Genomic DNA, 25030 nt, shown 5'->3' with positions numbered 1-25030 from the left:
AGCCATTTTGCTGTGGGTATCGTTGCCTCAGAAGGTGCACGCAATCTTCCCTCAATATTGGCGCGCCATACAGACGCAGCCTTAAGAACGTTGGAGCTTGATTTTTATGACGACGGGAAGTGTTTGGACTTTCGTGCGGGCACTGCTGACCGATCCGTTTCGCGTCAGTGCGATTGCCCCTTCGGGAGCGGCCCTTGCAAGATTGATCACCAGCGAAATCACCCCGGCCTCGGGTCCCGTGCTTGAATTGGGGCCGGGCACCGGCGTGTTCACTGACGCGCTGCTTGCCCGCGGTGTTCGCCCCAAGGACCTGACCCTGATTGAATACGGTGCCGAATTTGCGCGGCTTTTGCAGGCGCGCTTTCCCGGCATGCGCATCCTGCAGATGGACGCGGCCCAGCTCGACCTGCACGAGTTCTTCGACATTCAGCCTGCCGGTGCCGTTGTCAGCGGCTTGCCGCTTCTCAGCATGACGCAGGAAAAGGTGGCGGCAATTCTCGGCGGCGCATTCAGCAATCTGCGGCCGGAAGGCGCCTATTACCAGTTCACCTACGGCTTCCGCTGCCCGGTGCCAAAACCGGTGCTGGATCAATTGCAGCTGGAGGCCGTCTGCATTGGCCGGGCATTCCGCAACCTGCCGCCTGCGGCGGTCTACAGGATCACCCGCAAGGGCGTCACCACACCTGTCGCCATCTGATCCCTGTCCGGCGGACAGGTGGTGGGTGATCCGAACGATCACCGATCGTCATCGGTCGATCAATTTTATTGTCTTGTCATGCTGCATCGCAGCGATAAAGTCCGCGGCATGACCCCACCAGCCTCTTCTCCCGTTCGTTACGCCCTTGGCGGATTTGTCACGATGGCCGTCGCAATGGGGATCGGCCGTTTCATTTTCACGCCGATCCTGCCGGCCATGATGACCGATCTCGGCCTGTCGCCGGGGGATGCCGGAATCATCGCTTCAGCCAATTATGTCGGCTATCTCCTCGGTGCGATCATTGCGGGTTACGGCTGGGCGTCAGGCATAGAGCGCGCCGTGGTTCTGGCCTCCCTTGCCGGCAGTGCGGCACTGTGTCTCGCCATGAGCCTCGGCGACGGCATCATCGTCTTCTCGATCCTGCGGTTCCTGGCCGGCATGGCCAGCGCGTTCATGCTGGTGCTTGCTGCAACCATCGTCTTCAGTCACCTCGCTGCGGCCAACCGGCCGGGTTTGCAGGCACTGCATTTCGGCGGCGTCGGTGCCGGCATTGCGCTCTCCTCCGTGCTGGTGGCGGCAAGCGCCGCAAGCGGTTACGGCTGGCGTCAGGATTGGGTCGGTGCGGCTATCCTCTCCATCCTCGGGTTGTTTGCCGTGCTGTGGCTGCTGCGTGAAGGGCCGGTTCGTGCCGGAACCCACATCAAGGAACCGCCGGTGCGTTGGACGCCCGCCTTCCTCAAGATCAATATTGCCTATGGCATTTTCGGCTTCGGCTACATCATCACCGCCACATTCATCATTGCCATCGTGCGCACCAGTCATGGCGGCGCGTCCATGGAAGCGCTGGTCTGGTTTGTGACCGGTGTGAGCGCTGCCCTGTCCGTCTGGTTGTGGGGGCCGCTGCTGCGCCAGGTCGGCCCGTTTGCCGTCGTGGCGCTCGGCATGCTGGTGCAGGCCGTGGGCGTGGCCGCCAGTGTGGTCCTGCCGCCTCCCGTGGGGCCGCTTCTCGGAGGCGTGCTCCTGGGGCTGACCTTCATCGTGATCACCGCCGCCGGTTTTCAGGCGGGGCGGGCCATTCTGCCGCAGTCGCCGCGCCGGGTCATGGCCGTCATGACGGCGGCCTTCGGCATCGGCCAGATCATCGGGCCGCTCGTTGGCGGCTATCTCGCCAATATCACCGGCAATTTTACCATCGCGACCCTTGCCGCCGCCGCCAGCCTCGTCGTCGGGGCGGCCTTTGCGTTTCTTTCCAGACCGTGAACATTACAGCAATTTAATTGCTGGCGTTCATTCTTTGCCCTATTCGTGGTGGTAGGTTCACATCAAATCAACCCTGATTTATGTGTTTATGCGAGGGTCCATCTGCCGTGTTTGTCTCATTTTTTCCCAAGCCGAAGTTTTTTTTCATCTCGGCGCTTCTGTGGGCCTTGGCCGCAGTTCTGCTCTGGTATGCCGGAGGTCAACAATTTGGTTCCTACGTGGGACTGGCTCCCGCTGACCCGGCGGTACCTCCCATCGTTGGCATCACGGTCTTTTTCACAAAGCCCTATCTTTGGGTCTATGTCTATTTTGCTGTATTCATTGGTATTTTTTATGCGTTCTGGGCGTGGTATTCGCCTCACCCGTGGCAGAATTGGTCAATTCTGGGCTCCGCTCTTATCCTGTTTTCGTCGTATTTTTCCGTCCAGGTCGATGTTGTTTTGAACAACTGGCGCGGCTCGTTCTTCGACATGGTTCAAAAGGCAATGGGCGGTAAAAATGTTGTTGCTGCCCCGGATCTTTATGCCGGCGTTATCACATTCGCGGTGATCGCCTGCGTGGCAATTGCAGTAGCGGTCGCAACGCTTTTCTTTACCAGCCATTACGTCTTCAGATGGCGAACAGCCATGAACAGCTACTATATGGAACATTGGGAAAGGCTTCGGCATATTGAGGGTGCCGCACAGCGCGTTCAGGAAGACACGATGCGTTTTGCATCGATTGTTGAAGGTCTGGGTATCACCTTCATACAGTCGGCCATGACACTGATAGCGTTCCTGCCGTTGCTCGCACAGCTCTCCAGCCACATCGTCGCCTTGCCTGTTGTCGGCGTCATACCACATCCGCTGGTTTTCGCGGCCATTGCTTGGGCAATCTTCGGAACCGGCTTGCTGGCAATGGTCGGTGTAAAGCTTCCGGGTTTGCAGTTTCGCAATCAGAGAGTTGAAGCGGCCTACCGAAAAGAACTTGTTTATGGTGAAGATCATGGAGATCGCGCCCAGCCGCTTGCCGTAAAGGAGCTCTTTGCAAACGTCCGGAAGAATTATTTCCGTTTGTATTTCCACTACGTCTACTTCAACGTCTTCCGCTACGTCTATCTGCAGGCCGATAATGTCTTTGGTCTTTTCCTGCTTGTTCCGACATTGGCAGCCGGCACGATCACCCTGGGTATCTTCCAGCAGATCTTGTCAGCGTTTTCGAATGTGACGAACTCTTTCCAATTTCTGGTCAATTCGTGGACGACAGTCATCGAACTGCTTTCAATCCAGAAGCGTTTGAAAGCCTTCGAGGCTACATTGGAGGGCGAGCCTCTGCCGTCCATCGATCAGCTTTATCTGGAAACAGGGACTGAGCGCTAAGAAAGCTGTGACGGGCGGCGGTCAGATGCCGCTGTCCGTTACCTTCCTCCGGTTGACCGCCGGAGCGACGGCGGAGGGGGCTTCGGCGCCGGTCTGTTTGAGGTAATCGCTATAGGTCGTGCAGCGTACGTCAGGCTTCGTGCAGACGTCGGATGTGAAGCGTTCCAGTGCCCGCCAATAGGCGTCGCCGTTCATCAGCGTAAAATGGATGCCGATCTGGAAGGGAATGCGCTCGCCCTTATACTGGCGGTCAAAGGCACCCTTGAACGCGTCATAGGCGCGGTTTTCAAATTCGTTGAGGTGATCCGCCCGCTCGAAGCCGCCGGAGTGGCGCACGAACATGTTGTAGTCCATCGCCACAACCGGGCGGTGTTCCGGGCCTTCGCTGATGGTGGGCAGCGCAAACTGATATAGCCCGCCCGCATGGATCGGCAGAGCCGGACCCTTGGAAACGCTGCTGGCGTCAAAGGCGTAACCCATGTCTTTCAATGCTGACAGCAGGGCAGGGCTGGCGGAGAGATATGGAGCCCGGAACCCGCGCACTTCCGTGTCGACAAAGGCTTTCCAACCCTCCGGCTCGGGATCGCTGCCATATTTTGCCCAGGCCGCGCGCAGCACCTGCTTGTAGGCGGTGAATTCCCTGATCCAGTCCGCCTTCGACCAGGTGCGTCCATCAAAGTGGCCGCAGGCGTGGCTGGCAATCTCATTGCCCTCATTGCGCGCCCGCCAGATATTGTCGAGCCGTTTGGCAATGTCATCCTTCGATGCGGCATAGCCGATATTGGAGCGGCCATTGGATTCGCCGGGGGCCTGATAGGATTTGCGGTCAGCGCGGTCGATCAGAAAGACACAGGAGAGAAAGTAGGTGAATTTGGCGTTGGAGCGCTCGGCGAGCGCCCGGCTGCGCTCCCACAGGGCATTGCTGCCGGAATTGTCGAAGGAGATCAGCACATATTGCGGCTTGCTGCCAAGGGAACCGCGCAGTTCCGTGCCTTCGCTGGCAAAAGCGGGCATGCATGCCGTGAGGGCAAGGGACGCGGCAAGGGCACAAGAAATCAAACGCATAATGCTGATACGACGCTATCAATGGGAGGAACGATTCTCGCTACAGGGGAATTGTGGCGATGATCGGACGCGTCGATCCACCGCAAGCACCTGTCTTGGAACTGTTCTGAAGCCGCTGTACTCTCCCGGAAAACGGGGGAACCGGTCATGCTTGTGCTGATTCTGGGTATTGTTGTCTTTCTGGGAATTCACTCGGTCCGCATCGTTGCGCCGCAATGGCGTCTCGACAAGATCGCCGCATGGGGCGAGAACAAGTGGAAGGGGTTTTACTCCGTCATTTCCTTCCTAGGTTTGATACTTATCATCTGGGGGTATGTGCTGGCGCGGCCTTATTCGCTGTTCATTTATGAGCCGCCGGTCTGGCTGAAGCACATCACCCTGCTTCTGATGCTGTTTTCGTTCATCTCGCTGATGATTTCGAATTTCAAGCCGGGAAAGCTGAAGCCCATTCTCAAGCACCCCACGCTGATTGCCGTCAAAATCTGGGCGCTGGCGCATCTCATGGCCAATGGCGATCTGGCGTCGCTCGTCCTGTTCCTGTCATTTCTGGCCTGGGCCGTGGTCGATCGCATTTCCATCAAACGGCAGGAGCGGGCGGGCCTGATGCGCACGGTGATTGTGCCCGGACCGGTTTCCAACGATATCATGGCCATTGTCGCCGGTGTGGTGCTCTATGCCCTGTTTGTCTGGAAACTGCATGTCTGGCTGATCGGGGTATCACCAGTTTAAACCGCCGGCTGAGGGCTATTTTTCACTTGGCCCTTACATCCCGAGGATTTTCCGACTAAAAGCGCTCTAACTGTGTGCGCGGAGCGGCGAGGGCTGCTTCGCGCATCTGCAATTCATTTCATCGCAGGCCCCAAGGGCACCAATGAGGCACTATGACTGACGACGGCTTTTTCCGTGAGGTAAATGAGGAACTCCGCTCCGACAAGATGCGGGCGTTTTGGAAGCGCTTTGGCGGCCTGCTGATCGGCGCTGCCGTGGCCCTTGTCGTCGGCACGGGTGTTTTCGCCTTCTATGAATATTGGACCGAAAAGCAGGCGTCGAAATCCGGCGACCAGTTTCTGGCTGCGCTCAATCTTGTCCGGGACGGCAAGAATGATGAAGCGCTGAAGACGCTGAGTGAACTGGAAAAGACCGGTTACGGCGCCTATCCGGTGCTGGCACGCATGCGCGCTGCCGGCGTGCAGGCGCAAAAGGGTGACCCGGCGGCCGCAGTGGCTGCGTTTGACGAAGTTGCGGCGGATGCCTCTGTTCCCCAATCCCTCCGGGATCTGGCAAAACTGCGCGCTGCCCTGCTGCTTCTCGATACGGGCTCCTACGACGATGTTGCCAAACGCGTCGAATCTCTTTCGTCCGACGGAAATCCGATGCGCCATTCCGCGCGTGAGGCCCTTGGCCTTGCCGCATGGAAAGCTGGTCGCGGCGGTGATGCGGAAAAGCTGTTCAAGCAGATTTCCGATGATCAGGCCGCTCCCGCCAATATCCGCCAGTTTGCCGACACGATGCTCGACATGCTTCGCAGCACTGGCGCAGCACCCGCTGCTGCTGCCGGTTAACACAGGAATTTGAGTCTTTGAGTTTCACCCTCGCCATTATCGGCCGTCCGAATGTCGGTAAGTCCACCCTCTTCAACCGGCTTGTCGGCCGCAAGATCGCTTTGGTGGATGATCTGCCGGGCGTTACGCGCGACCGCCGCGTCCATGCCGCCAAATTGTACGACCTGAAGTTCGATGTCATCGATACCGCAGGTCTTGAGGAGGTCCCCAGCGATTCGCTGGAAGGCCGCATGCGTGCCCAGACGGAACTGGCCATCGGGGAGGCTGATCTCATCCTGTTCCTTGTCGATGCCAAGGCTGGTATCACGCCCACCGACGTAACCTTCGCCGACCTCGTCCGCCGTTCCGGCAAGCCGGTTATTCTGGTTGCCAACAAGGCCGAGGCGCGCGGTGCCGAATCCGGCATGTACGATTCCTATCAGCTGGGACTGGGCGAACCTTGCCCGATTTCGGCCGAGCACGGGCAGGGCTTCCCTGATCTGCGCGACGCGATCGTCGAAATACTGGGAGAAGAGCGCGTTTTCCCGGATGAGTACGAGACGAAAGATCCCGAGAGCGACGCGGTCGCCGTCACCATTCCCGCTGTTGCGGGGCCGAAGGACGATCTGATCGGCGACGACATCGACGACCCGGATGCCGAAGATATCCCGGCCTATGATTCCAGCAAGCCGCTCCGCATCGCCATCGTCGGGCGCCCGAATGCCGGTAAATCGACACTGGTCAACACGATGCTCGGTGAGGATCGGCTGCTGACAGGGCCTGAAGCGGGGATCACGCGCGATTCCATTTCCGTCGACTGGGAGTGGAATGGCCGCAAGATCAAGCTGTTCGACACCGCTGGGCTGCGCCGCAAATCCCGTGTTCAGGGTAAGCTCGAAAAATTGTCCGTGGGCGATGCACTGCGGGCCATTCGGTTTGCCGAGGTCGTCATTATCGTGCTTGATGCGACGATCCCCTTCGAAAAGCAGGATTTGCAGATCGCCGATCTGATCATCCGAGAGGGCCGCGCACCGATCATCGCCTTCAACAAATGGGATCTGGTCGAAAACCGCCAGATGGTGCTGGCCGATCTGCGCGAAAAGACCGAGCGGCTGCTGCCGCAGATTCGCGGTATCCGTGCCGTCCCGATCTCGGGTGAACGCAACCAGGGCATCGACAAGCTGATGGCCGCCGTTGCCTCGACGGACGAGGTATGGAACCGCCGTATTTCCACCGGTCGCCTGAATCGCTGGATGGAAGGTGTGACGACGCATCACCCGCCGCCCGCCGTGGCCGGCCGGCGCCTTAAAATCAAATACATCACGCAGGTCAAAACCCGCCCGCCGGGCTTTGTCATCTCCTGCTCGCGGCCGGAAGCGTTCCCGACCTCCTACGTGCGCTATCTGACAAACGGACTGCGCGAGACGTTCGATATGCCGGGTGTGCCGCTGCGGCTGGTCCTGCGCACGTCGGATAATCCGTTTGCCGGACGGGCAAAAAAGAAGCGCTAACCTATTTCTCCGCAACCAATCCTGCCGCCCTCGTGTTTTTGCACGGGGGCGGTTTGCATTTGCGCTGGTCCGCCAAACCAATCGGCTACGCGCTTTTGCGAGGGCTGTTAACTCTCCATCAAGGTTAATGCTTCATTTTTGCAACCAGTATTGTTCGGTTGTGAGTGGGGTATCGGCGTGCGTTTCTCTGAGTTTTCTAGGGCATTGAAGCCCCTGCAAAAGAATCGGACAAACAGGAATTTTATCGGTCCGGTGATTATCGGCACGGCCATCTATCTGTTCTCGCCCACGATCGTCGCCTATCAGGATATGGCCAGCATGTTGTCGGGTACTGAATCCGGCAAGGGCCGCTGGACGGCCTATCTGGAAAAGTCACCCGCCGGCTCCATCCAGAAAGCCAATATGTCCCTTGTCGATGACAAGGCCATCACATCGAGTGTTCCGGCCAGTGGTATCGACGTGCCGGGCATCGGTCCTATCGTTGTCAACGGTACCGGGAAATCACCCGGCGCGACACCCGATGAAGATCGCATCAACCGGGCCGAGAAGCAGGGGCGCATCGTCACCATCAGCAAGAAGGCTCCGCCCAAGGCGTTCAGTGCAGGTTCCATCCTCCAGCGATCGAGCATGCTGATCCGTCCGACCCATGGTGTTGAAGTCGAAATGGCTTTTGCCAAGCCGAAGATCGCCGGCAAGGAAATCCAGATCGCGCTGGCATTTCATAATCGCGCACCGGCCAAGGCCGATCCGCAGGTCTCGCCCATGCTGGCCAGCCTGATCACCAACAACACGCCGGATGTCCTGGCATTGGGTTACGCACCAGCTGAACCTGATTACGCGAAAACCTCGCCTTTCGACAACATTCTCAATGAGCCAAAGCAGCCCGGGCGATTTGTCCCGCAGTTGGGCGCTGGCGATCATGCCTGGCTGGCATCACCGCTGCCGCCGGTTGTTTTCACCAAGGAAGAACAGAAATGCCTGGCGACAGGCATTTACTTTGAGGCGAGAAGCGAAAGCCTGAAGGGGCAGGCCGCCGTTGCGCAGGTCATTCTCAACCGCGTCCGCAACCCTGCCTATCCAAAGACCATTTGCGGTGTCGTCTACCAGAACGACGACTGGATCAACCGCTGTCAGTTCTCGTTCGCCTGTGAAGGACGCAAGCTGGTCGTGACGGAGCCGAAATACTGGAAAATGGCGCAGGAAATAGCGATGGCTGTTACGTCAGGGCGCATCTTCCTGCCGGAGGTCGGCTCGGCCACCCACTATCACGCCGTCTATGTCCGGCCAAACTGGGCGCACACCATGAAACGCGTCGACAAGATTGGCCAGCACGTCTTCTACCGCACCTATGGCGGTGGTTGGATTTGACGGCCCTTGGAAGCTAAACAAAAGCTGCTATACTGTCCTTGGAGTGAGGGACAGGCTTTCGCCCGCCCCTCCTTCCTGATTATGTGAATTGAACCCGGATGGTGAGTTGCCAGCTCGTCCGGGTTCTTTTCAATATCAGGGTGATACTAAGTGGCAGGTACCACATAGTTTCACCTCCAAGTTTGAGGGCAAGGCCATTGCCATGGTCGGGAGGCCCATCGTCCCGATACACCGGCTGGCTCGGTGTTTTCTGCTTTCCCCTCAAATCGCCATGTTTGTTGGCCTGTATCATTTATCGTTTGGTTCGATCTGCGCCGCAAGAAACGCAGGGTTGCAGCACGACGTGATTGGTCATGGAAAGCTGTGTTGCGATGATGCTGAAATGCATCTGAACACCTGTCTCATCCACAGGATTCGCGCGCGATTTTTGCCCTCAGAGGTGAGACATAAAGTCATATTTACCTAAGGTATTGAAATTTCCCGCGAAAATTACCCTTGAGACTCCTGCTTCTGCGCCTTGACTAGCGCGGATCGTAACAATATGTTGCGCGCGACTTCGAAGCGGGGGTGAAGCCTCGCATTCAGCGTGTAAAGGACATGCCATTGGCCACGGGAAACAAGCCCGATCAGTCAGGTTCTGTCGGTAATACGCCGGATGCCGGAAAGCCGCTGACTTCGGATGAACTGGAAAGTCGCCGCCGCGATCTGGAAGCAAAACTGGCTTCAAAGGGCGTAGGCGGGAAGACCGGTTCGAAAGACGAGGGGACGGGGACCGCCTCCGGTGTCGCGCAGGCCATGAAACTGTCGAGCGAGTTTATCGCCGGCGTTCTGGTTGGTGCGGGGTTGGGCTGGTTAGCTGACCGATTTTTGGGCACTTCACCCTGGGGGCTGATCATTCTGCTCCTTCTGGGTTTTTGTGCCGGAACGCTGAACATCCTGCGCTCCGCAGGACGTGTGGCGGAGAACCGCGGATTTGAGCTCGACAAGAGCGATGACCGTGAGAAACCGGAATAAGCCTGCGGGCATGGAACGATATAGACGAGGTTAGCGTGGCCAACGATCCGATCCATCAATTCCAGATTGCACGATGGATTCCCATTGATGTCGGTGGAATTGACCTGTCCTTCACCAATTCGTCCGCCTTCATGGTTGCGACGGTTGCGGTTGCTTCGGCGTTTCTCTACCTGACTTCCTCCAATCGCGGTCTGATCCCGACCCGTTTGCAGTCGGTTTCCGAGATGGCCTATGAATTCGTGGCTTCAACGCTGCGCGATTCGGCCGGAACCTCGGGAATGAAGTTCTTCCCGTTTGTCTTCTCGCTCTTCATGTTCGTGCTTGTGGCCAATATGCTCGGCATGTTCCCGTATTTCTATACGATTACCAGCCAGATCATCGTGACATTTGCGCTTGCGATCCTCGTGATCGGTACGGTTCTCGTTTATGGTTTCGCCAAGCACGGCTTCAAATTCCTTGGTGTTTTTGTGCCGTCCGGTGTTCCGGCGCCGCTGCTGCTTCTCGTTGTGCCGATTGAAATCATTTCTTTCCTTTCCCGCCCGATCAGCCTTTCAGTTCGTCTTTTCGCCAACATGCTTGCTGGCCACATCACGCTGAAAGTGTTTGCTGGTTTCGTGGTGTCGCTGAGTGCGCTCGGAGCTGCCGGTATTGGCGGCGCGATTCTGCCGCTCGCCATGACGGTCGCTTTGACCGGTCTCGAATTCCTGGTGGCTTTCCTGCAGGCCTACGTCTTCACCGTGCTGACATGCATGTACCTGAATGACGCAGTGCATCCTGGCGGTCACTGAGAACGAACTTCGCCGGCGGGGCTCCGCCAAACGCAATCGATCAATAACTATTCTATCCAAAGGAGTTTAACATGGATCCCGTAGCAGCAAAGTACATCGGTGCAGGTCTCGCCTGCTTTGGTATGGCCGGAACGGCCCTCGGCCTTGGCAACATTTTCGGCAGCTACCTCTCCGGTGCATTGCGCAACCCATCCGCAGCTGATGGCCAGTTCGGCCGTCTGGTATTCGGCTTCGCCGTTACTGAAGCTCTGGGCATCTTCTCGCTGCTCATCGCTCTTCTGCTTCTGTTCGCTGTTTAATCAGCAAGCAATTCATACTGGCTGCGCTCTGCGCGGCCAGTATAATATTTAAAGTCAGCAGATCGGGAAATGCCCGAACCAAGGGGACAACATATGTTTGTGTCTTCGGCTCATGCCGCATCCACAACCGCTCAGACCGAGACACCTGCGCACGCCGACACGGCTGCAACGGGTGGCGCGTCTGATGCCCATGCCACTGCGACCCACTCCGAAACGGGTGTGGCGCATAAAGGTGTTTTCCCGCCTTTCGACTCCAGCCATTTTGCTTCGCAGCTGCTCTGGCTGGCACTGACATTTGCATTTTTCTACCTGTTCCTGTCGCGTGTGGTTCTGCCACGTATCGGCGGCATCATCGAGACCCGCCGCGATCGCATCGCAACCGATCTCGATCAGGCTGCCCGCATGAAGCAGGAATCGGATGAGGCGCTCGCCGCCTATGAGCAGGAACTTGCCGAAGCCAAGAAAAAGGCCGGTAGCATTGCTCAGACCGCCCGTGATGAATCCAAGGCCAAGGCAGACGCTGAAACAGCGGAAATCTCTGCTGCCCTGGAAAAGAAGCTGGCTGAAGCCGAGGCAAGCATTGCGTCCATCAAGGACAAGGCAATGGCTGGCGTCGGTGCCATCGCCGAGGAAACGGCGGCGGAAATCGTCAAGAAGATCATCGGTGGAACTGTCGATACGGCAAGTGTTTCCGCTGCGGTCAAAGCCGTGCGCGGTTAAGGAGAAGCATGATGGACGCAACATTTTGGGCCCTGATTGCGCTGGTTATCTTCCTGGCGCTGATGGTTTACCTCAAGGTTCCGGGCGTTGTCGGCAAGTCGCTTGACGGCCGCGCCGAGCGTATCCGCGACGAGCTGGAAGAAGCCCGCCGCCTGCGCGAGGAAGCGCAGTCGCTGCTGGCCGAGTATCAGCGCAAGCGCAAGGAAGCCGAAAAGGAAGCTGGCGAGATCGTTGCCGCTGCGCAGCGCGAAGCCCATGCTATCATTGAGGAAACCAAGCAGAAGACGGAAGAATATGTTGCCCGCCGCAACAAGCTTGCCGAGCAGAAGATCGCCCAGGCCGAGACCGAGGCCGTCAACGACGTTCGCGCTTCCGCAGTCGATATCGCTGTTGCTGCTGCTGGCCGTATCCTCAAGGACAAGGTCGACGCCAAGACATCGGCTGACCTGTTCAAGTCTTCCTTGGGTGAAGTGAAGACCCGCCTGAACTGATTGAGGGCAAATGGAATTTGGGAAAGCCGCCGCGAGGCGGCTTTTTCTTTTGGGCGCGTAGCCCCGCCCTAAACGTCCCGGTTCTTCAGCGGAGCGAAACTGAAACGGTGCAGGCCAACCACCGGTCCGTGGGTTAGCATCGCGCTGCGATGAAACGCTGTTCCGTAGCCCGCATGGGTCTCGAGCCCATAGGCCGGGTAGTGGCGGCCGGCCTGCGCCATCATCCGGTCGCGGCTGACCTTGGCGAGAATGGAGGCCGCGGCAATGGAAACCGAACGCTGGTCGCCCTTGATCATCGCCGTGCCGGGGCAGGGAAGGCCGCGCGGCACATCCCGCCCGTCGATGAGCGCGTGGCCCGGCAGGATGGAAAGGCCGCAGGTGGCGCGGCGCATGGCCTCCAGCGCGGCTTTCAGAATATCTGTGGCATCGATTGCCGGCGCGGCGACACTGGCAATACCCGACGCCAGCGCTGTCTGCAAAATGATATCGAACAATTCCTCGCGCTTCCTGGCGGTCAGGCGTTTTGAATCGTCAAGACCATCGGGAATCCGCTCGGGGTCAAGGATGACCGCCGCAGCGACAACAGGGCCTGCCAGGGGCCCGCGACCAGCTTCGTCGATCCCCACGACAAAAGGCACGCCATCGCGCATCAGCCGACGCTCCGTCGCAAAATCGGGTTTGCCGGTATCGAGAGGAAGAAGCAGAGAATCAGAACGCGATCGAGCCATGTTGCGGCGAGACTCGCATTCGTTCTGATTCTCTGCAAGGCCCCGATGCGGATGGGGTAGGGCATCGGGACTTCCGTCAGCGGGATGGGGGGCGCCCGACGGATTTTCAGAAACAGGTCAGAGACCCGTTTGATTGGTTAAAACAGCGACAACTGTTCGCTGCCTGCGGTTGGTACAAACAGGTCGGTGCGCAGACGGCGCTTGGCGAGATTGATGCCGAGGCGCTTGGCGGCGATTTCGAACCGGCGTCCGATCTGCCAGGCATAGGGACCGTCGCCGCGCATGCGCTTGCCCCATTCCGCATCGTAATCCTTGCCGCCGCGCATGGAGCGCACGAGGGAAAGAACATGGCGATAACGGTCCGGGTAATTGCGCAGCAGCCATTCCTTGAAGATGGGACTGACCTCGAGCGGCAGGCGCAGGAGCACGTAGCCGGCTTCGCGCGCACCCATGGCATACACGCTGTCAAGCACGCGCTCGATCTCGTGATCATTGAGACCCGGAATGATCGGAGCCACCAGGGTTCCCGTCGGAATGCCCGCGTTGGAGAGTGCACGCAGCGCTTGCAGCCGCCGCGTCGGGGTTGAGGCCCTCGGTTCCATCGTCCGGGCAAGCTTGCCGTCCAGCGTCGTGACGGAAAGGCAGACCTTGGCAAGACCCTTCTCGGCCATGCGGGCGAGAATATCGATATCACGCATGATCAGCGCCGATTTGGTGACGATGCCGACGGGGTGCTGATGCTCTTCGAGCACCTGCAGAATCTCGCGCATGATGCGCCATTTCTTCTCGATCGGCTGATAGGGGTCCGTATTGGTGCCGATGGCGATGGTCTTGGCGGTGTAACCTGGTTTGGACAGTTCGCGGTCGAGCATCCTGGCGGCATCGGGCTTGGCAAACAGTTTCGATTCAAAATCGAGACCGGCCGACAGGCCCATATAGCTGTGGGTGGGCCGGGCGAAGCAATAGATGCAGCCATGCTCGCAACCGCGATAGGGATTGATGGAACGGTCGAATCCGACATCTGGCGAGTCATTGCGTGTAATGATGGTGCGCGGCTTCTCGATCTGCACCTCGGTCTTGAAGGCGGGCAAGTCCTCGATTGTCTCCCAGCCATCGTCAAAGACATGGCGCGTTTCCGGCTCGAACCGCCCGGATGGGTTCACGCCCGCGCCGCGTCCGCGCCGGCGTCCATGGTCGATCCGCAACCCGGCTTCGTCGACCAGCACATTGGCATGTTCGGCCCGGCCCTGCCCGAAAGCGGCCTTGTCCGCCTGTACCATGATGTTCATTGACATTCTCCTTGAGACCGGAGCGAGACTGAGTCGCTCATACCGTCGCAACATGAATGTATTCCTAGCAAATTATGAGAACAAAGCAAGAACAATCTGCTGAAAAAGGATGATGGAAATTTCAATAATAATACTATAACTGAAATGAATGATTTCCGTCCTGATCGAAACCCGCAATGCCGATGAACCCTTGGCCAGAACGCTCGGCGGACTGGTGGGCGGAGCTGTCGAAGGTGTGTTGAGCGATGTCATCGTCATCGATCACGGCTCGACCGACCAGACTCACCGTGTGGCTGATGCGGCCGGGTGTATTTTCCTGCAGGACCAGACATTGATCGACGGTCTGCGCCGCGCGCGCAGCGACTGGATTTTGTTCATCGAACCCGGTGCGCGGTTGATCGACGGCTGGATCGAGGCTGTCTCCCTTCATGTGGAACGCATGCAGGGGCCAGCCTGTTTCACCCGTTCCCACGCGCATCGGAAGCCGTTCTTCGCGCGGGTTTTCGCGCCAGGAAATCCTCTGGCCAACGGGCTGCTGATTTCAAAGCGTCAGGCGATGGCTTTGTCAGCTCCGGGCAAGAGTGCGGCGGACCTGGCGCGCGGTCTCGCCATGAAGCGTCTGCGGGCGGAGATTATTCCCGGCGCGTCGAAATAGCTGTTAGCCCCGTTTGAGATGTTCGTCCAGCCGAGGCATGATCTCGACGAAATTGCAGGGCATATGGCGGTAGTCGAGCTGGAACTGGAGAATATTATCCCAGGCATCCCTGCAGGCGCCGGGTGAGCCCGGCAGCACGAAAACGAACGTGGCATTGACCACACCGCCGGTTGCCCTGGACTGGATGGTCGACGTGCCGATCTTGTCGTAGGAGATCCGGTGGAATACCTCGGAAAAGCCGTCCATGCGCTTTTCAAAGATCGGCTCCAGCGCTTCAGGGGTCACGTCCCTGCCGGTAAAGCCCGTACCGCCGGTGGTGATAACGACATCCACATCGGGGCTGTTTGACCAGGCAAGCACCTTGTCGCGTATCGCGTCGCGGTCATCGGTCACGATGGCGCGGTCCACCAGGCGGTGTCCTGCTGCCGTGATGCGGTCGGCCAGCGTCGTGCCGGATTTGTCGTCATCGAGCGTGCGCGTATCGGAAACGGTCAGCACGGCAATCCCGACGGGTACAAAGGGGCGTGTCTCGTCAATGCGGGCCAAGATCAGTTCCCTTCCATAGTGCTGCTGGTGGCGACGACAAACCACGCGGGCTGGCTTTGGCGCAACCGCATTGCGGCTGCATCAGCCGCCGCGTCATCGCTGTAGAGTGCAAAGCAGGTGCCGCCCGAGCCGGACATGCGCGCGAGCAACGGGTTGGTGTCCAGCAATGCCTGCATGCTTCCGTTGATCGAGGGCGCAAGCTTTTGCGTGGCTGCGAAAAGATGGTTGTCCGTCTGCCGCAGATAGGCGCAAACCTCCGCAAGGCATGTCAGGGGAGGCAGCGCGGGCAGGGGAGGATTGTCGCGGCGGGTCAGTGCGGAAAAGACCTGCGGTGTCGACACTGTCACCCCATTGTTGACGAGGACCATGGGCAGGCGCGGAAAGGCTGCGATGCGCTCGATCTCTTCGCCGATGCCGCGCGCGATCAGCGCCTCGCCGTGCAGGCACATCGGTACGTCGGCACCCAGCGGCAGGCCGAGTGCGGCCAGCTCCGTCAGGCTGGCATCGATAGCCCACAGGGCAGCCAGAGCCCGCAGGGCGGCAGCGGCATCGCTGGAGCCGCCGCCGATGCCGGAGGCGACGGGCAGATGTTTTTCCAGATGGATGGCGACGGGCGTTGCCTGCCCGCCATACCGCCGGCGCAGGGCATCCCGCGCCCGGAGCACCAGGTTCGTATCGTCGGCGGGAAGCCCCATGCCGTAGGGACCGGACAGGGTGAAGGAATCCGCCGCCGCTTTCGTCACGCTCAGCCGGTCGCCGAAACGGGCAAACACGACGAGACTGTCGAGCAGATGGTAGCCGTCGTCACGTCTGCCGGTCACATGCAACGCGAGATTGATCTTGGCCGGGGCGGTCAGGCTGATTGTATGGTCAGGACTGGCAAGCATGGACGCTCAGTCTTTGCGCAGGCGGTATTCACCGGTTTCGGGATCCTGGACCAGTGTTCCCTGTGCACGATTCTGTGCCTCTTTTTCGGCCTCGCGCACGCGCTGCGAGACGCGCTGTGCTTCCTTCTTGAACGAACGATAGCCGTAATAGGCGGCGGCGCCGACAAGAGCAAAAAAGATCAATTGTGGCATCGTCTGTAACCCTCAACTACCGATATCATTCCTATCCGCATTCATAGCACGGAGTTCCGGCCTTGCCAAAAAATCCTGCGCCGGTTTACAGTCCGAAACGCGACCAGAGCGTCCGTTCCTCGGCCGCGTCCATCAGCCCGTTGGCCAAACCGCTGCCAAGCCCTTCGATCTGCACGCTGGCGGATGGTATTCTGCGCCCGAACAGGCCGCGCGGCTGCGAGATCAATTTTAGCTTGGTTTTGGGGCCATATTGCGACTGGAGATAGGAGCGCATGTCGCCAAGACCGTCGACCAGACCGAGTTCAACACCGCGTGTTCCCGTCCAGAACTGGCCGGTGAAGAGATCGGCGCTGTCGCTCAGCTTGTCGCCGCGCCGTTCCTTGACCAGATCGATGAAGGTGTCATGGATTTCCAGCTGCAACGCCTTCAGATGTTCGATATCAGCCTTGTTTTCCGGCTTGAAGGGGTCGAGCGTCGCCTTGTTCTTTCCTGCCGTATAGACGCGCCGTTCCACGCCGATCTTCTTGATCAGTTCCGTAAAACCGAAGCTTGCCGAGACAACGCCGATCGAGCCGACGATCGATGACGGATCGGCAATGATCTCGTCACCGGCAACGGCGATCATATAGCCGCCGGAAGCCGCGACGTCCTCGACGAAGACATAGACCTTCTTGTTCTTTTCGGCTGCCAGGTCACGGATGCGCCGGTAAATCAGGCGCGACTGCACCGGAGAACCACCCGGCGAATTGACCGAAATCGCCACTGCAGGCGAATCCTTGTCGTCAAAGGCTTTTTCCAGAACCGATGCGACGGACGCAAGGGAAAGATTTTGCCGGAATTGACCACCGCCAGACATGATGGCGCCGTGCAGGCGAACCACCGGTATCTCCACGAAATCGGGGCGCCAGCGGCGCGGCAGCAATTTTCGGATCAATCGGGCCAATGCTTTCTCCTTTGATGCTTTCAGGTCATGCGCATGTAAGCGGTGCACATCAAATCACAATGGCACCGTGCGGAAAATGCTACAAAAGTGACGTCAGGCCATTGTTTATCGCCGTTGCACGCTCGGTAAAGCCGTTGCCGGTCTCGTGATGCATGATCAGGGCCGGGGCAAGCGTAAGGCCCGCACGGCTGCCGCGAATACCTTTGATAATGATGCGGATGGCCGCATCCTGCGGTCTTGGCTGCACCGGCACGATAATCAGTCCGCCAAAGCGGCGCTGCAAGGCGCCGAGCAGTTCGGCTGTCGAAGCCGGGCGGGCGATGATGGCCAGCGCCCCGCCGGGTTTGACGATGGCAGCGGCCGTGCGGATCCATTGCTCCATCATGCCGTCGGTCATGACATGGGCTTCCGCCTTCACCGGATCGGGCGTTGCGCGGTCGGTGGGCCGGTTGAAGGGCGGGTTCATGATCACGAAGTCAAAACTATTGTCGGCAAGCCCTGCGGCAACCCGCGCCTTGCCGGTCAGGGTGACATCCGCCTGCACAAGTTCGGTGCGCGCCGCGATGGCGGCATTTTCCGGCAGCGCGAGTGATCTGCGGGCAAAGTCGGCCATGAAATCGGAACGCTCGATCAAGACCGCCTTGGCCTTGCTGCAGCGCGCGAGAACGGCAAGACCTGCCGCCCCGGCACCGGCGCCAAGGTCGGCGACACGGCCGGAAAAATCATCGGGTACGGCGCTCGCAAGCACCATGGCGTCGACCCCGGACCGGTGCCCCTTCAGCGCGGGCTGGAGCAGGTGGAACCGGCCGCGATGGAATGCATCCAGCGTATGGGGCGTATCGGTCGATGGCATGGATCAGCCGCGCAGCTCGCGCTCGAGGCAGGCGTCTTTGAGCAACCGCCGGACTTCGTCCTCCCGGTTGGCATCGACCAGCACCCGGCGTGCGAGAATGCCGACGGAACCTTCAAGGACGCTCATGTTGGAATCGGCGATAAAGTGCCGGATGCCGGCATCCTTGAGCAGTGATTCGACAAAGGAGATGAGAACAGGATCGTTCGTACGCATGATTTCGATCATTGCCATTACCCATATGACTGGCCCGGAAGTGCCGTAAGTCCTGTAGCATATGTGTGGGCTTTATCACGAATTTGTAACCCCTGCCATTTTTGCGCGCCAATTCGCCGCTTGCGGGTTATAGCCTGTCAAAATAAGGTGTCGCCGCATTATGCGAGAAGTTTAGGAGTTTCGTTTTGGGCGTTGTTGTCAGTCTGGACGATAAGAAGAGCAGCACGGGATCGGTGCAGCCGCTGATTGATCTTACCAAGGCCGACATGGCCCGTGTCAACGAACTGATCCTGTCGAAAGCAGGTTCGGACGTCGAGATGATTCCCGAAGTGGCGAACCATTTGATCTCGTCCGGCGGCAAACGCCTGCGCCCGATGATCACGCTCGCGGCTGCCCGCATGTTCGGCTACCAGGGCGATGGCCACGTCAAGCTCGCCACCAGCGTCGAGTTCATGCACACGGCAACGCTGCTGCACGACGACGTGGTTGACGAGAGCGACCTGCGCCGGGGCAAGAGCACGGCGCGCATGATCTGGGGCAATCAGGCCAGCGTTCTCGTTGGTGATTTCCTGCTCGGCCAGGCGTTCAAGATGATGGTGGATGTCGGCTCGCTCGAAGCGCTCGATGTGCTGGCAACCTCCGCTTCGGTCATTGCCGAAGGCGAAGTCATGCAGCTTGCGGCGGCAAAAAATCTCGAGACAACCGAAGATGAGTATCTGGCGGTGATCAAGGCCAAGACAGCCGCGCTGTTTTCCGCCGCCGCGGAAGTGGGGCCGATCATTGCATCCTCCTCGCGCACGGATCGCCAGGCACTGCGCTCCTATGGCCTCAATCTCGGCCTCGCATTCCAGCTGGTGGACGACGCGCTGGATTACGGCGGCAATGCCAAGGATCTCGGCAAGAACACCGGCGATGATTTCCGCGAAGGCAAGATCACTCTTCCGGTGGTTCTGACCTATCGTCGCGGCACGGCGGAAGAGCGCCTGTTCTGGAAGGAAGCGCTGGAGAACGGTGTCAACGACGACAAGGCGCTGGAAAAGGCCAAGGGCTTGATGACCCGCTATGGCGCCCTCAGCGATACGATCCAGCGCGCCCGGCATTTTGGCGGGATTGCCCGCGATGCATTGGCCCCGCTCGATCAGTCGCCGCAGAAGGATGCCCTTCTGGAGGTCATCGACTTTTGCATCAGTCGGGTGAACTGATCCGTCGTGGATCGAACGCCTGCCATGGCCTCTGGCCGGCAATTGCCTTTATTCTTTCGATGAAACTTGAGAGTGGACCGTAAAAAGGCCATGCTTTTCCTGAGGATTCGGGCGATCATTTCATCATGACGACAATGAAGAGGGATTTTGTATATGCAGCGCAGTAAATTGCTTGGCTCCGTGATGGGCGCAACACTCGCTGCCTTGACCATCAGTGTCATTTCCGCACCGGCTGCGACCGGCAAAGATCTGGTAACTGCTGCGGGATCATTGTCCGGCGCCTTCCTCTCTGCCCGCACAGCTGAACGCAGCAATGATTTCGACAGCGCCATTTCCTTCTACCGGCAGGCTCTTGCCTATGATCCGAAAAACAAGGAACTGCGCCAGAGCCTTCTGCTGGTGCTTCTGACCGACGGTCAGTTCAAGGAAGCATTGCCGATTGCGCAGGAACTGAAATCGGTTCCGGAGATCGAACGCTTCTCGCGCCTGGCGCTCGGCATCGATGCCCTGAACAAGAAGCAGTACCAGAAGGTGGATACCCTGATGATGCTGTCGCTCCAGTCGGATCTCGACAGAATGATCACCGGTCTGATTTCGGCCTGGGCCAAGGCCGGGGCAGGCAAGCCCAATGAAGCGCTGGCCATGATCAGCAAGCTGAAGGGCCCGGACGGTTTTGCCCTGTTCAAGATCTACAATTCGGCGCTCATCGCCGACATGGCCGGACAGAAAGACAAGGCGGCAGCGTTCTATCAGAGCGCTCTCGAGGACCGCCCGAGCCTGGCTGCCGCGCCCGATACCTATGAGCGGCTGATCGAGGCCTATGCCTCGTTCAAGATGCGCAACGGTGACAAAGCCGGCGCGGAAACGCTGATCAAGGACGCATCGGAAGTGCTGTCCGGCCGGATGGTTCTGGTCGAATTCGGCAAGCAGCTTTCGTCCGGCAAGGCCGTCAAGCCGCTTGTAGAGACCCCGCAGCAGGGCGCGGCGGAAGTGCTCTATACCTTGGCAACCGCGATCAACCGCAGCGGAGCGGAAGCTTTTTCCAAACTCTATCTGCAGATGTCGCTGCCGCTGCGCCCCGATCACGATGCAACCCTTTTCCAGATCGGTGACATCAGTGCCAAGCTGGAGCAGCCGGAAAAGGCTGTCGAGTACTTCACGCGCATTCCTGCCGATTCCGCCTATAACCGCGATGCGGAAATGCAGATTGCCATCAATCTTGCCATCTTGAAGCGCCACGACGAGGCGATCACGCATTTGAACGGACTTCTGGCGGCCGATCCGAAGGATATCCGCACCTACCTTGCCATCGGCAGCATCTATGCGCAGGACAAGAACTACGCCAAAGCCGCTGAAACCTATGACAAGGCTGTTGCGGCGATCGAAAAGCCCGAACGCAACGACTGGATGATTTTCTACCAGCGTGGCATTGCCTATGAGCGGCTGAAGCAGTGGGACAAGGCGGAGCCGAATTTCACCAAGGCGCTTGAACTCTATCCGGATCAGCCGCAGGTGCAGAATTACCTCGGCTATTCCTGGATCGACATGAATATCAAGCTGGAGCAGGGGCTGGACCTGATCAAGAAGGCCGTCGCCTCCCGTCCGCAGGATGGTTATATCGTCGACTCGCTCGGCTGGGCCTATTACCGGATGGGCAATTATGCCGATGCTGTCATCCAGCTGGAGCAGGCGGTGAAGCTGCGTCCCGAAGATGCAACCATCAATGATCATCTGGGCGATGCCTATTGGCGTGCGGGGCGCAAGCTGGAAGCGACTTTCCAATGGGCCCACGCCCGCGATTCCAAGCCTGAGCCGGAAGATCTGGTCAAGATCGAGGAAAAGCTGAAGAACGGCCTTCCCGATGCAAAGGAACCGGGCGTTGCCAAGAATGGTAGCGATGCCCCGAAAGCACCGGAACCTCCAGCGCCGCAACCAGCGGCCCCCGTTCCAGCTCCGGACAACAAGGGCTGATCATCGTTGAAAACAAGGGTGCTTTCCCGGCACCCTTGCCATGATTTCCGCTGCGGGTACCTGCGAAAGCCATTGTCATGGCTTCCTTTCTCTTGACCGGTCAGACGGCACGCCTTAGGACGGGCACTCCATTTCCCGTCAAAAAGGCCTGACCGGTGACCGTCCCATTGCCCGATCATATGCACCCGACCCGTTCGTTCCAGGGTCTCATCCTGACGCTTCATAATTACTGGGCCCAGCATGGATGTGTCATCCTGCAGCCCTATGACATGGAAGTCGGCGCGGGTACTTTTCACCCGGCGACAACATTGCGTTCGCTCGGTCCCAAGCCATGGAAGGCAGCCTACGTCCAGCCATCGCGCCGCCCCAAGGATGGCCGTTACGGCGAAAACCCCAACCGCTTGCAGCACTATTACCAGTATCAGGTGATCATGAAGCCATCGCCTGCCAACCTGCAGGAGCTTTACCTCGGCTCGCTGGCGGCCATCGGCCTTGATCCGCTGCTGCATGATGTGCGTTTCGTCGAGGATGACTGGGAAAGCCCGACGCTCGGCGCCTGGGGGCTCGGCTGGGAATGCTGGTGCGATGGCATGGAAGTGTCGCAGTTCACCTATTTCCAGCAGGTCTGCGGCATTGAATGCGCGCCCGTTTCGGGTGAGCTGACCTATGGTCTGGAGCGGCTCGCCATGTATATCCAGGGCGTCGACAGCATTTACGACCTGAATTTCAATGGCCTCGAGGGCGATGAAAAGGTCACCTATGGCGATGTGTTCCTGCAGGCGGAACAGGAATATTCGCGGCACAATTTCGAACATGCCAACACGTCGGTCCTGCTGCGGCATTTCGAGGATGCGGAAGCCGAGTGCGCGGCGCTTCTGCACGCGGGCGCACCCAAGGACGGCGACAACAGCCCGGTGCACCGGATGGTCCTTCCGGCCTATGACCAGTGCATCAAGGCTTCGCATGCGTTCAACCTGCTCGATGCGCGCGGTGTGATCTCGGTGACGGAGCGGCAGAGCTATATCCTGCGGGTCCGCAATCTCGCCCGGCAGTGCGGCGAGGCGTTCCTTCTGACCGAAGCCGGCGGCGTCAATTTCAAGAGTGAGTCCGTATAATGCCCGATCTTTTGCTCGAACTTCGCTCGGAAGAAATTCCCGCCCGCATGCAGCGCAAGGCGGCCGGCGATCTGAAAAAGCTCGTCACCGATGGTCTGGTCGAGGCTGGCCTCACCTATGAAGCGGCTGGTGACTACTGGACGCCGCGCCGTCTCACGCTGGATATCCGCGGCCTGACCGCACGGTCGAAAGACGTGCATGAGGATCGCAAGGGACCGAGCGTCAGCGCGCCGGAGGCAGCCATTGCAGGCTTTCTGCGTTCCGCCGGCCTGACGGATATTGCACAGGCCCACGTGCACACGGATCCGAAGAAGGGTGATTTCTACGTCGCCCATCTGACAAAGCCGGGCCGGCCCGCCGAAGAAATCATCGCGGAACTCCTGCCAAAAATCATTCGCGAATTTCCATGGCCGAAATCCATGCGCTGGGGGGCAGCCTCGGCAAAGGCAGGCAGCCTGCGCTGGGTGCGTCCGCTTCAGTCGATCGTCTGCATGTTCGGCGGTGAGACCGAAGAACCGGTTGTCGTTGATTTCGAGGTGAGTGGCCTGCGTTCCGGCAATATCACCTATGGGCACCGGTTCCTGAGCGACGGCCAGCCGATCACCGTTCGCCGCTTTGACGATTATGTCGCCAAGCTGGAAAAGGCCAAGGTCGTGCTCGATGCGGATCGCCGCAAGGAGATCATTCTGGCGGATGCGCAGAATATAGCCTTTGCGTCGGGCCTTGAACTGGTCGAGGACGAAGGCCTGCTGGAAGAGGTGTCGGGTCTCGTCGAGTGGCCCGTCGTGCTGATGGGCGAATTCGAGGACAATTTCCTTGCCATCCCGCCGGAGGTCATTCGTCTCACCATCAAGACGAACCAGAAGTGCTTTGTCACGCGCAAAGTCGGCGAGACGGACAAGCTCTCCAACAAGTTCATCCTGGTTTCCAATATCGTGGCCAGCGACGGCGGCAAGGAGATCGCCTACGGTAATGGCAAGGTCGTCCGTGCCCGTCTTTCCGACGCGCTCTACTTCTGGACGACCGACCAGCACGATCTGCCCGATATGGAAAAGCTCGCGGCTGCCGCCATCCGCTTCGATCTCGATCTGAAGAAGCCGCTCGATCAGCGCATGGCGCGGCTCGACGCCCTGAACGTCACCTTCCACGCCAAGCTCGGCACCCAGGGCGAGCGCGTCACGCGGATCAAGGCGCTGGCACGCGATATCGCGCCGCTGGTCGGGGCCGACCCGGTACTGGCCGCCCGTGCGGCCGCACTGGCCAAGGCCGACCTTACGACGGAAATCGTCGGCGAGTTCCCGGAACTGCAGGGTGGCATGGGCCGCAAATATGCGCTGCTGCAGAAGGAACATCCATCGGTCGCAGCCGCGATTGAAGAACATTACAAGCCGCAAGGGCCATCCGACTTTGTGCCAAGCGATGCGGTTTCCGTGGCTGTGGCGCTTGCCGACAAGCTCGATACGCTGGTCGGTTTCTGGGCCATCGACGAAAAGCCGACGGGCTCGAAAGACCCCTACGCCCTGCGCCGTGCGGCGCTTGGCGTCATCCGCCTGCTGCTTTCAAGCGACTGGCAGATCGCGCTTCTGCCGCTGTTCCAGGCCGCCTTTGCGCAACTGCGCGAAGACGCCGTCGAAAAGCATGTCGAGCGCTACGAGGCGCAGCAGGCCGCCCAGAATTCCGGCGATGTCGATGGTGAGGAAGATGTCACCAATGCCATTTCCGGTTTTGAAAAGCGTTTGCGCGGCGAGGTGGCCGAGCATGCGCAGCCGGTTCTGCTCGACCTTCTGGCGTTCTTCCATGATCGCCTGAAAGTGCATCTGCGCGAACTCGGCGCACGGCATGACCTGATCGATGCCGTGCTGACGGACGGCGCCGATAATCTTCTGCTGATCGCTCGCCGCGTTGAAGCGCTGGTGGTCTATCTCAACTCGGAAGAGGGCAAGAACCTTCTGGCCGGCACCAAGCGCGCAGCCAATATTCTGAGTGCCGAGGAGAAGAAGGGTACGGTTGTCGCCGATACGGTTGACCCGGCGCTGCTTGCACTCGACGCGGAAAAGACGCTCTTCGCCGCGGTGAATCAGGCTGAGAAGGACGCGGCGCAAGCGATTCAAAAACAGGATTTTTCCGGCGCCATGATTGCACTGAGTGCTTTGCGTGAACCGGTTGATTCATTTTTTGAAGATGTGCTGGTTAATGACGAGAATCCGGCCGTTCGAGCCAATCGCCTGGCGCTGCTTGCCCGTATCCGCACAGCCACGAACACGGTCGCTGACTTCTCGAAAATTGCTGGATAATCAACGGGCAGGCGCGAAAAGCTCGCGCTT

The 25030-nt window shown here is 59.1% G+C and carries 26 protein-coding genes; 17 read left to right on the top strand and 9 right to left on the bottom strand.

The annotated features are described in order from the left end of the window. Positions 1-106 precede the first annotated feature (106 nt). The 3 genes from ACZ25R_RS17045 (at position 107) to sbmA (ending at position 3315) form a co-directional block, all read left to right on the top strand. Positions 107-697, top strand: coding sequence for a class I SAM-dependent methyltransferase (locus tag ACZ25R_RS17045; RefSeq protein WP_464662883.1), 591 nt, complete (start codon positions 107-109; stop codon positions 695-697). Positions 698-805: 108 nt separating this feature from the next. Continuing rightward, positions 806-1957, top strand: a complete 1152-nt coding sequence (locus ACZ25R_RS17040) for a YbfB/YjiJ family MFS transporter (RefSeq protein WP_472461657.1) — start codon at positions 806-808, stop codon at positions 1955-1957. Positions 1958-2064: 107 nt separating this feature from the next. Next, positions 2065-3315: a peptide antibiotic transporter SbmA gene (gene sbmA, locus ACZ25R_RS17035; protein ID WP_472461656.1), complete on the top strand. Its 1251-nt coding sequence runs from the start codon at positions 2065-2067 to the stop codon at positions 3313-3315. Positions 3316-3336: 21 nt separating this feature from the next. On the opposite strand, the gene ACZ25R_RS17030 is transcribed toward sbmA, so the two are convergent. Beyond that, positions 3337-4329, bottom strand: coding sequence for a polysaccharide deacetylase family protein (locus ACZ25R_RS17030; protein ID WP_472461655.1), 993 nt, complete (start codon positions 4327-4329; stop codon positions 3337-3339). 198 nt (positions 4330-4527) lie between these two features. On the opposite strand from ACZ25R_RS17030, the gene ACZ25R_RS17025 reads away from it, so the two are divergent. From ACZ25R_RS17025 to ACZ25R_RS16985, 9 genes are all read left to right on the top strand, one after another. Next, positions 4528-5109 (top strand): NnrU family protein, encoded by a 582-nt coding sequence (locus ACZ25R_RS17025; RefSeq protein ID WP_464662886.1) that lies wholly within the window; start codon positions 4528-4530, stop codon positions 5107-5109. Between the two features lie 152 nt (positions 5110-5261). After that, complete coding sequence (locus tag ACZ25R_RS17020) at positions 5262-5942, top strand: tetratricopeptide repeat protein (protein WP_464662887.1); 681 nt, start codon at positions 5262-5264, stop codon at positions 5940-5942. 17 nt (positions 5943-5959) lie between these two features. Then, positions 5960-7432: a ribosome biogenesis GTPase Der gene (der, locus tag ACZ25R_RS17015; RefSeq protein WP_223611587.1), complete on the top strand. Its 1473-nt coding sequence runs from the start codon at positions 5960-5962 to the stop codon at positions 7430-7432. Between the two features lie 252 nt (positions 7433-7684). After that, a complete protein-coding gene (locus tag ACZ25R_RS17010; RefSeq protein WP_472461654.1) occupies positions 7685-8800 on the top strand; it encodes a cell wall hydrolase in 1116 nt (371 codons plus the stop codon). Positions 8801-9403: 603 nt separating this feature from the next. Then, a complete protein-coding gene (locus ACZ25R_RS17005; RefSeq protein WP_223611585.1) occupies positions 9404-9814 on the top strand; it encodes an AtpZ/AtpI family protein in 411 nt (136 codons plus the stop codon). Positions 9815-9849: 35 nt separating this feature from the next. Continuing rightward, a complete protein-coding gene (locus ACZ25R_RS17000) occupies positions 9850-10602 on the top strand; it encodes a F0F1 ATP synthase subunit A (RefSeq protein WP_223611584.1) in 753 nt (250 codons plus the stop codon). 71 nt (positions 10603-10673) lie between these two features. Continuing rightward, positions 10674-10901: a F0F1 ATP synthase subunit C gene (locus ACZ25R_RS16995; protein WP_008125314.1), complete on the top strand. Its 228-nt coding sequence runs from the start codon at positions 10674-10676 to the stop codon at positions 10899-10901. Positions 10902-10994: 93 nt separating this feature from the next. Next, positions 10995-11621: a F0F1 ATP synthase subunit B gene (locus ACZ25R_RS16990; RefSeq protein WP_223611583.1), complete on the top strand. Its 627-nt coding sequence runs from the start codon at positions 10995-10997 to the stop codon at positions 11619-11621. An 11-nt stretch (positions 11622-11632) separates the two neighbouring features. Then, a complete protein-coding gene (locus tag ACZ25R_RS16985) occupies positions 11633-12112 on the top strand; it encodes a F0F1 ATP synthase subunit B (protein WP_464663208.1) in 480 nt (159 codons plus the stop codon). 68 nt (positions 12113-12180) lie between these two features. On the opposite strand, the gene ACZ25R_RS16980 is transcribed toward ACZ25R_RS16985, so the two are convergent. Next, entirely contained in the window at positions 12181-12840 is a 660-nt protein-coding gene (locus ACZ25R_RS16980) for a ribonuclease HII (RefSeq protein WP_472461653.1), read from the bottom strand. Between the two features lie 137 nt (positions 12841-12977). Then, a complete protein-coding gene (locus ACZ25R_RS16975) occupies positions 12978-14129 on the bottom strand; it encodes a PA0069 family radical SAM protein (RefSeq protein ID WP_472461652.1) in 1152 nt (383 codons plus the stop codon). 148 nt (positions 14130-14277) lie between these two features. Between ACZ25R_RS16975 and ACZ25R_RS16970 the strand changes: the two genes are divergently transcribed. Continuing rightward, complete coding sequence (locus tag ACZ25R_RS16970) at positions 14278-14784, top strand: glycosyltransferase family protein (RefSeq protein WP_464662892.1); 507 nt, start codon at positions 14278-14280, stop codon at positions 14782-14784. Between the two features lie 3 nt (positions 14785-14787). On the opposite strand, the gene moaB is transcribed toward ACZ25R_RS16970, so the two are convergent. The 6 genes from moaB to ACZ25R_RS16940 form a co-directional block, all read right to left on the bottom strand. Beyond that, the gene (moaB, locus tag ACZ25R_RS16965; protein ID WP_472461651.1) at positions 14788-15330 is read right to left on the bottom strand and encodes a molybdenum cofactor biosynthesis protein B; all 543 of its coding nucleotides are present in this window, start codon (positions 15328-15330) and stop codon (positions 14788-14790) included. A gap of 2 nt (positions 15331-15332) precedes the next feature. Then, positions 15333-16217, bottom strand: coding sequence for a 4-(cytidine 5'-diphospho)-2-C-methyl-D-erythritol kinase (locus ACZ25R_RS16960; protein ID WP_472461650.1), 885 nt, complete (start codon positions 16215-16217; stop codon positions 15333-15335). 6 nt (positions 16218-16223) lie between these two features. Then, positions 16224-16409 (bottom strand): hypothetical protein, encoded by a 186-nt coding sequence (locus ACZ25R_RS16955; protein ID WP_091880998.1) that lies wholly within the window; start codon positions 16407-16409, stop codon positions 16224-16226. Between the two features lie 85 nt (positions 16410-16494). Next, positions 16495-17352 carry a S49 family peptidase gene (locus ACZ25R_RS16950; RefSeq protein ID WP_472461649.1) on the bottom strand — a complete coding sequence of 286 codons (858 nt, stop codon included), beginning with the start codon at positions 17350-17352 and terminating at the stop codon, positions 16495-16497. 79 nt (positions 17353-17431) lie between these two features. Further along, positions 17432-18205, bottom strand: a complete 774-nt coding sequence (locus ACZ25R_RS16945) for a methyltransferase (RefSeq protein WP_472461648.1) — start codon at positions 18203-18205, stop codon at positions 17432-17434. 3 nt (positions 18206-18208) lie between these two features. Next, positions 18209-18430 carry a putative signal transducing protein gene (locus tag ACZ25R_RS16940; protein ID WP_117282345.1) on the bottom strand — a complete coding sequence of 74 codons (222 nt, stop codon included), beginning with the start codon at positions 18428-18430 and terminating at the stop codon, positions 18209-18211. Positions 18431-18603: 173 nt separating this feature from the next. On the opposite strand from ACZ25R_RS16940, the gene ACZ25R_RS16935 reads away from it, so the two are divergent. From ACZ25R_RS16935 to glyS, 4 genes are all read left to right on the top strand, one after another. Continuing rightward, positions 18604-19620 (top strand): polyprenyl synthetase family protein, encoded by a 1017-nt coding sequence (locus tag ACZ25R_RS16935; RefSeq protein ID WP_223611574.1) that lies wholly within the window; start codon positions 18604-18606, stop codon positions 19618-19620. Between the two features lie 153 nt (positions 19621-19773). Further along, a complete protein-coding gene (locus ACZ25R_RS16930; protein WP_472461647.1) occupies positions 19774-21591 on the top strand; it encodes a tetratricopeptide repeat protein in 1818 nt (605 codons plus the stop codon). 179 nt (positions 21592-21770) lie between these two features. Beyond that, positions 21771-22706: a glycine--tRNA ligase subunit alpha gene (locus tag ACZ25R_RS16925; protein WP_472462506.1), complete on the top strand. Its 936-nt coding sequence runs from the start codon at positions 21771-21773 to the stop codon at positions 22704-22706. Next, complete coding sequence (gene glyS, locus ACZ25R_RS16920) at positions 22706-25000, top strand: glycine--tRNA ligase subunit beta (RefSeq protein WP_472461646.1); 2295 nt, start codon at positions 22706-22708, stop codon at positions 24998-25000. Before ACZ25R_RS16925 ends, glyS begins: the two co-directional genes overlap by 1 nt. The last annotated feature ends 30 nt before the right edge of the window (positions 25001-25030 follow it).

The organism is Phyllobacterium sp. RCAM01083, assembly GCF_055685835.1.
The sequence above is the reverse complement of the archived record's forward strand: the minus strand, read 5'-3'. Positions and strand labels throughout refer to the sequence as shown.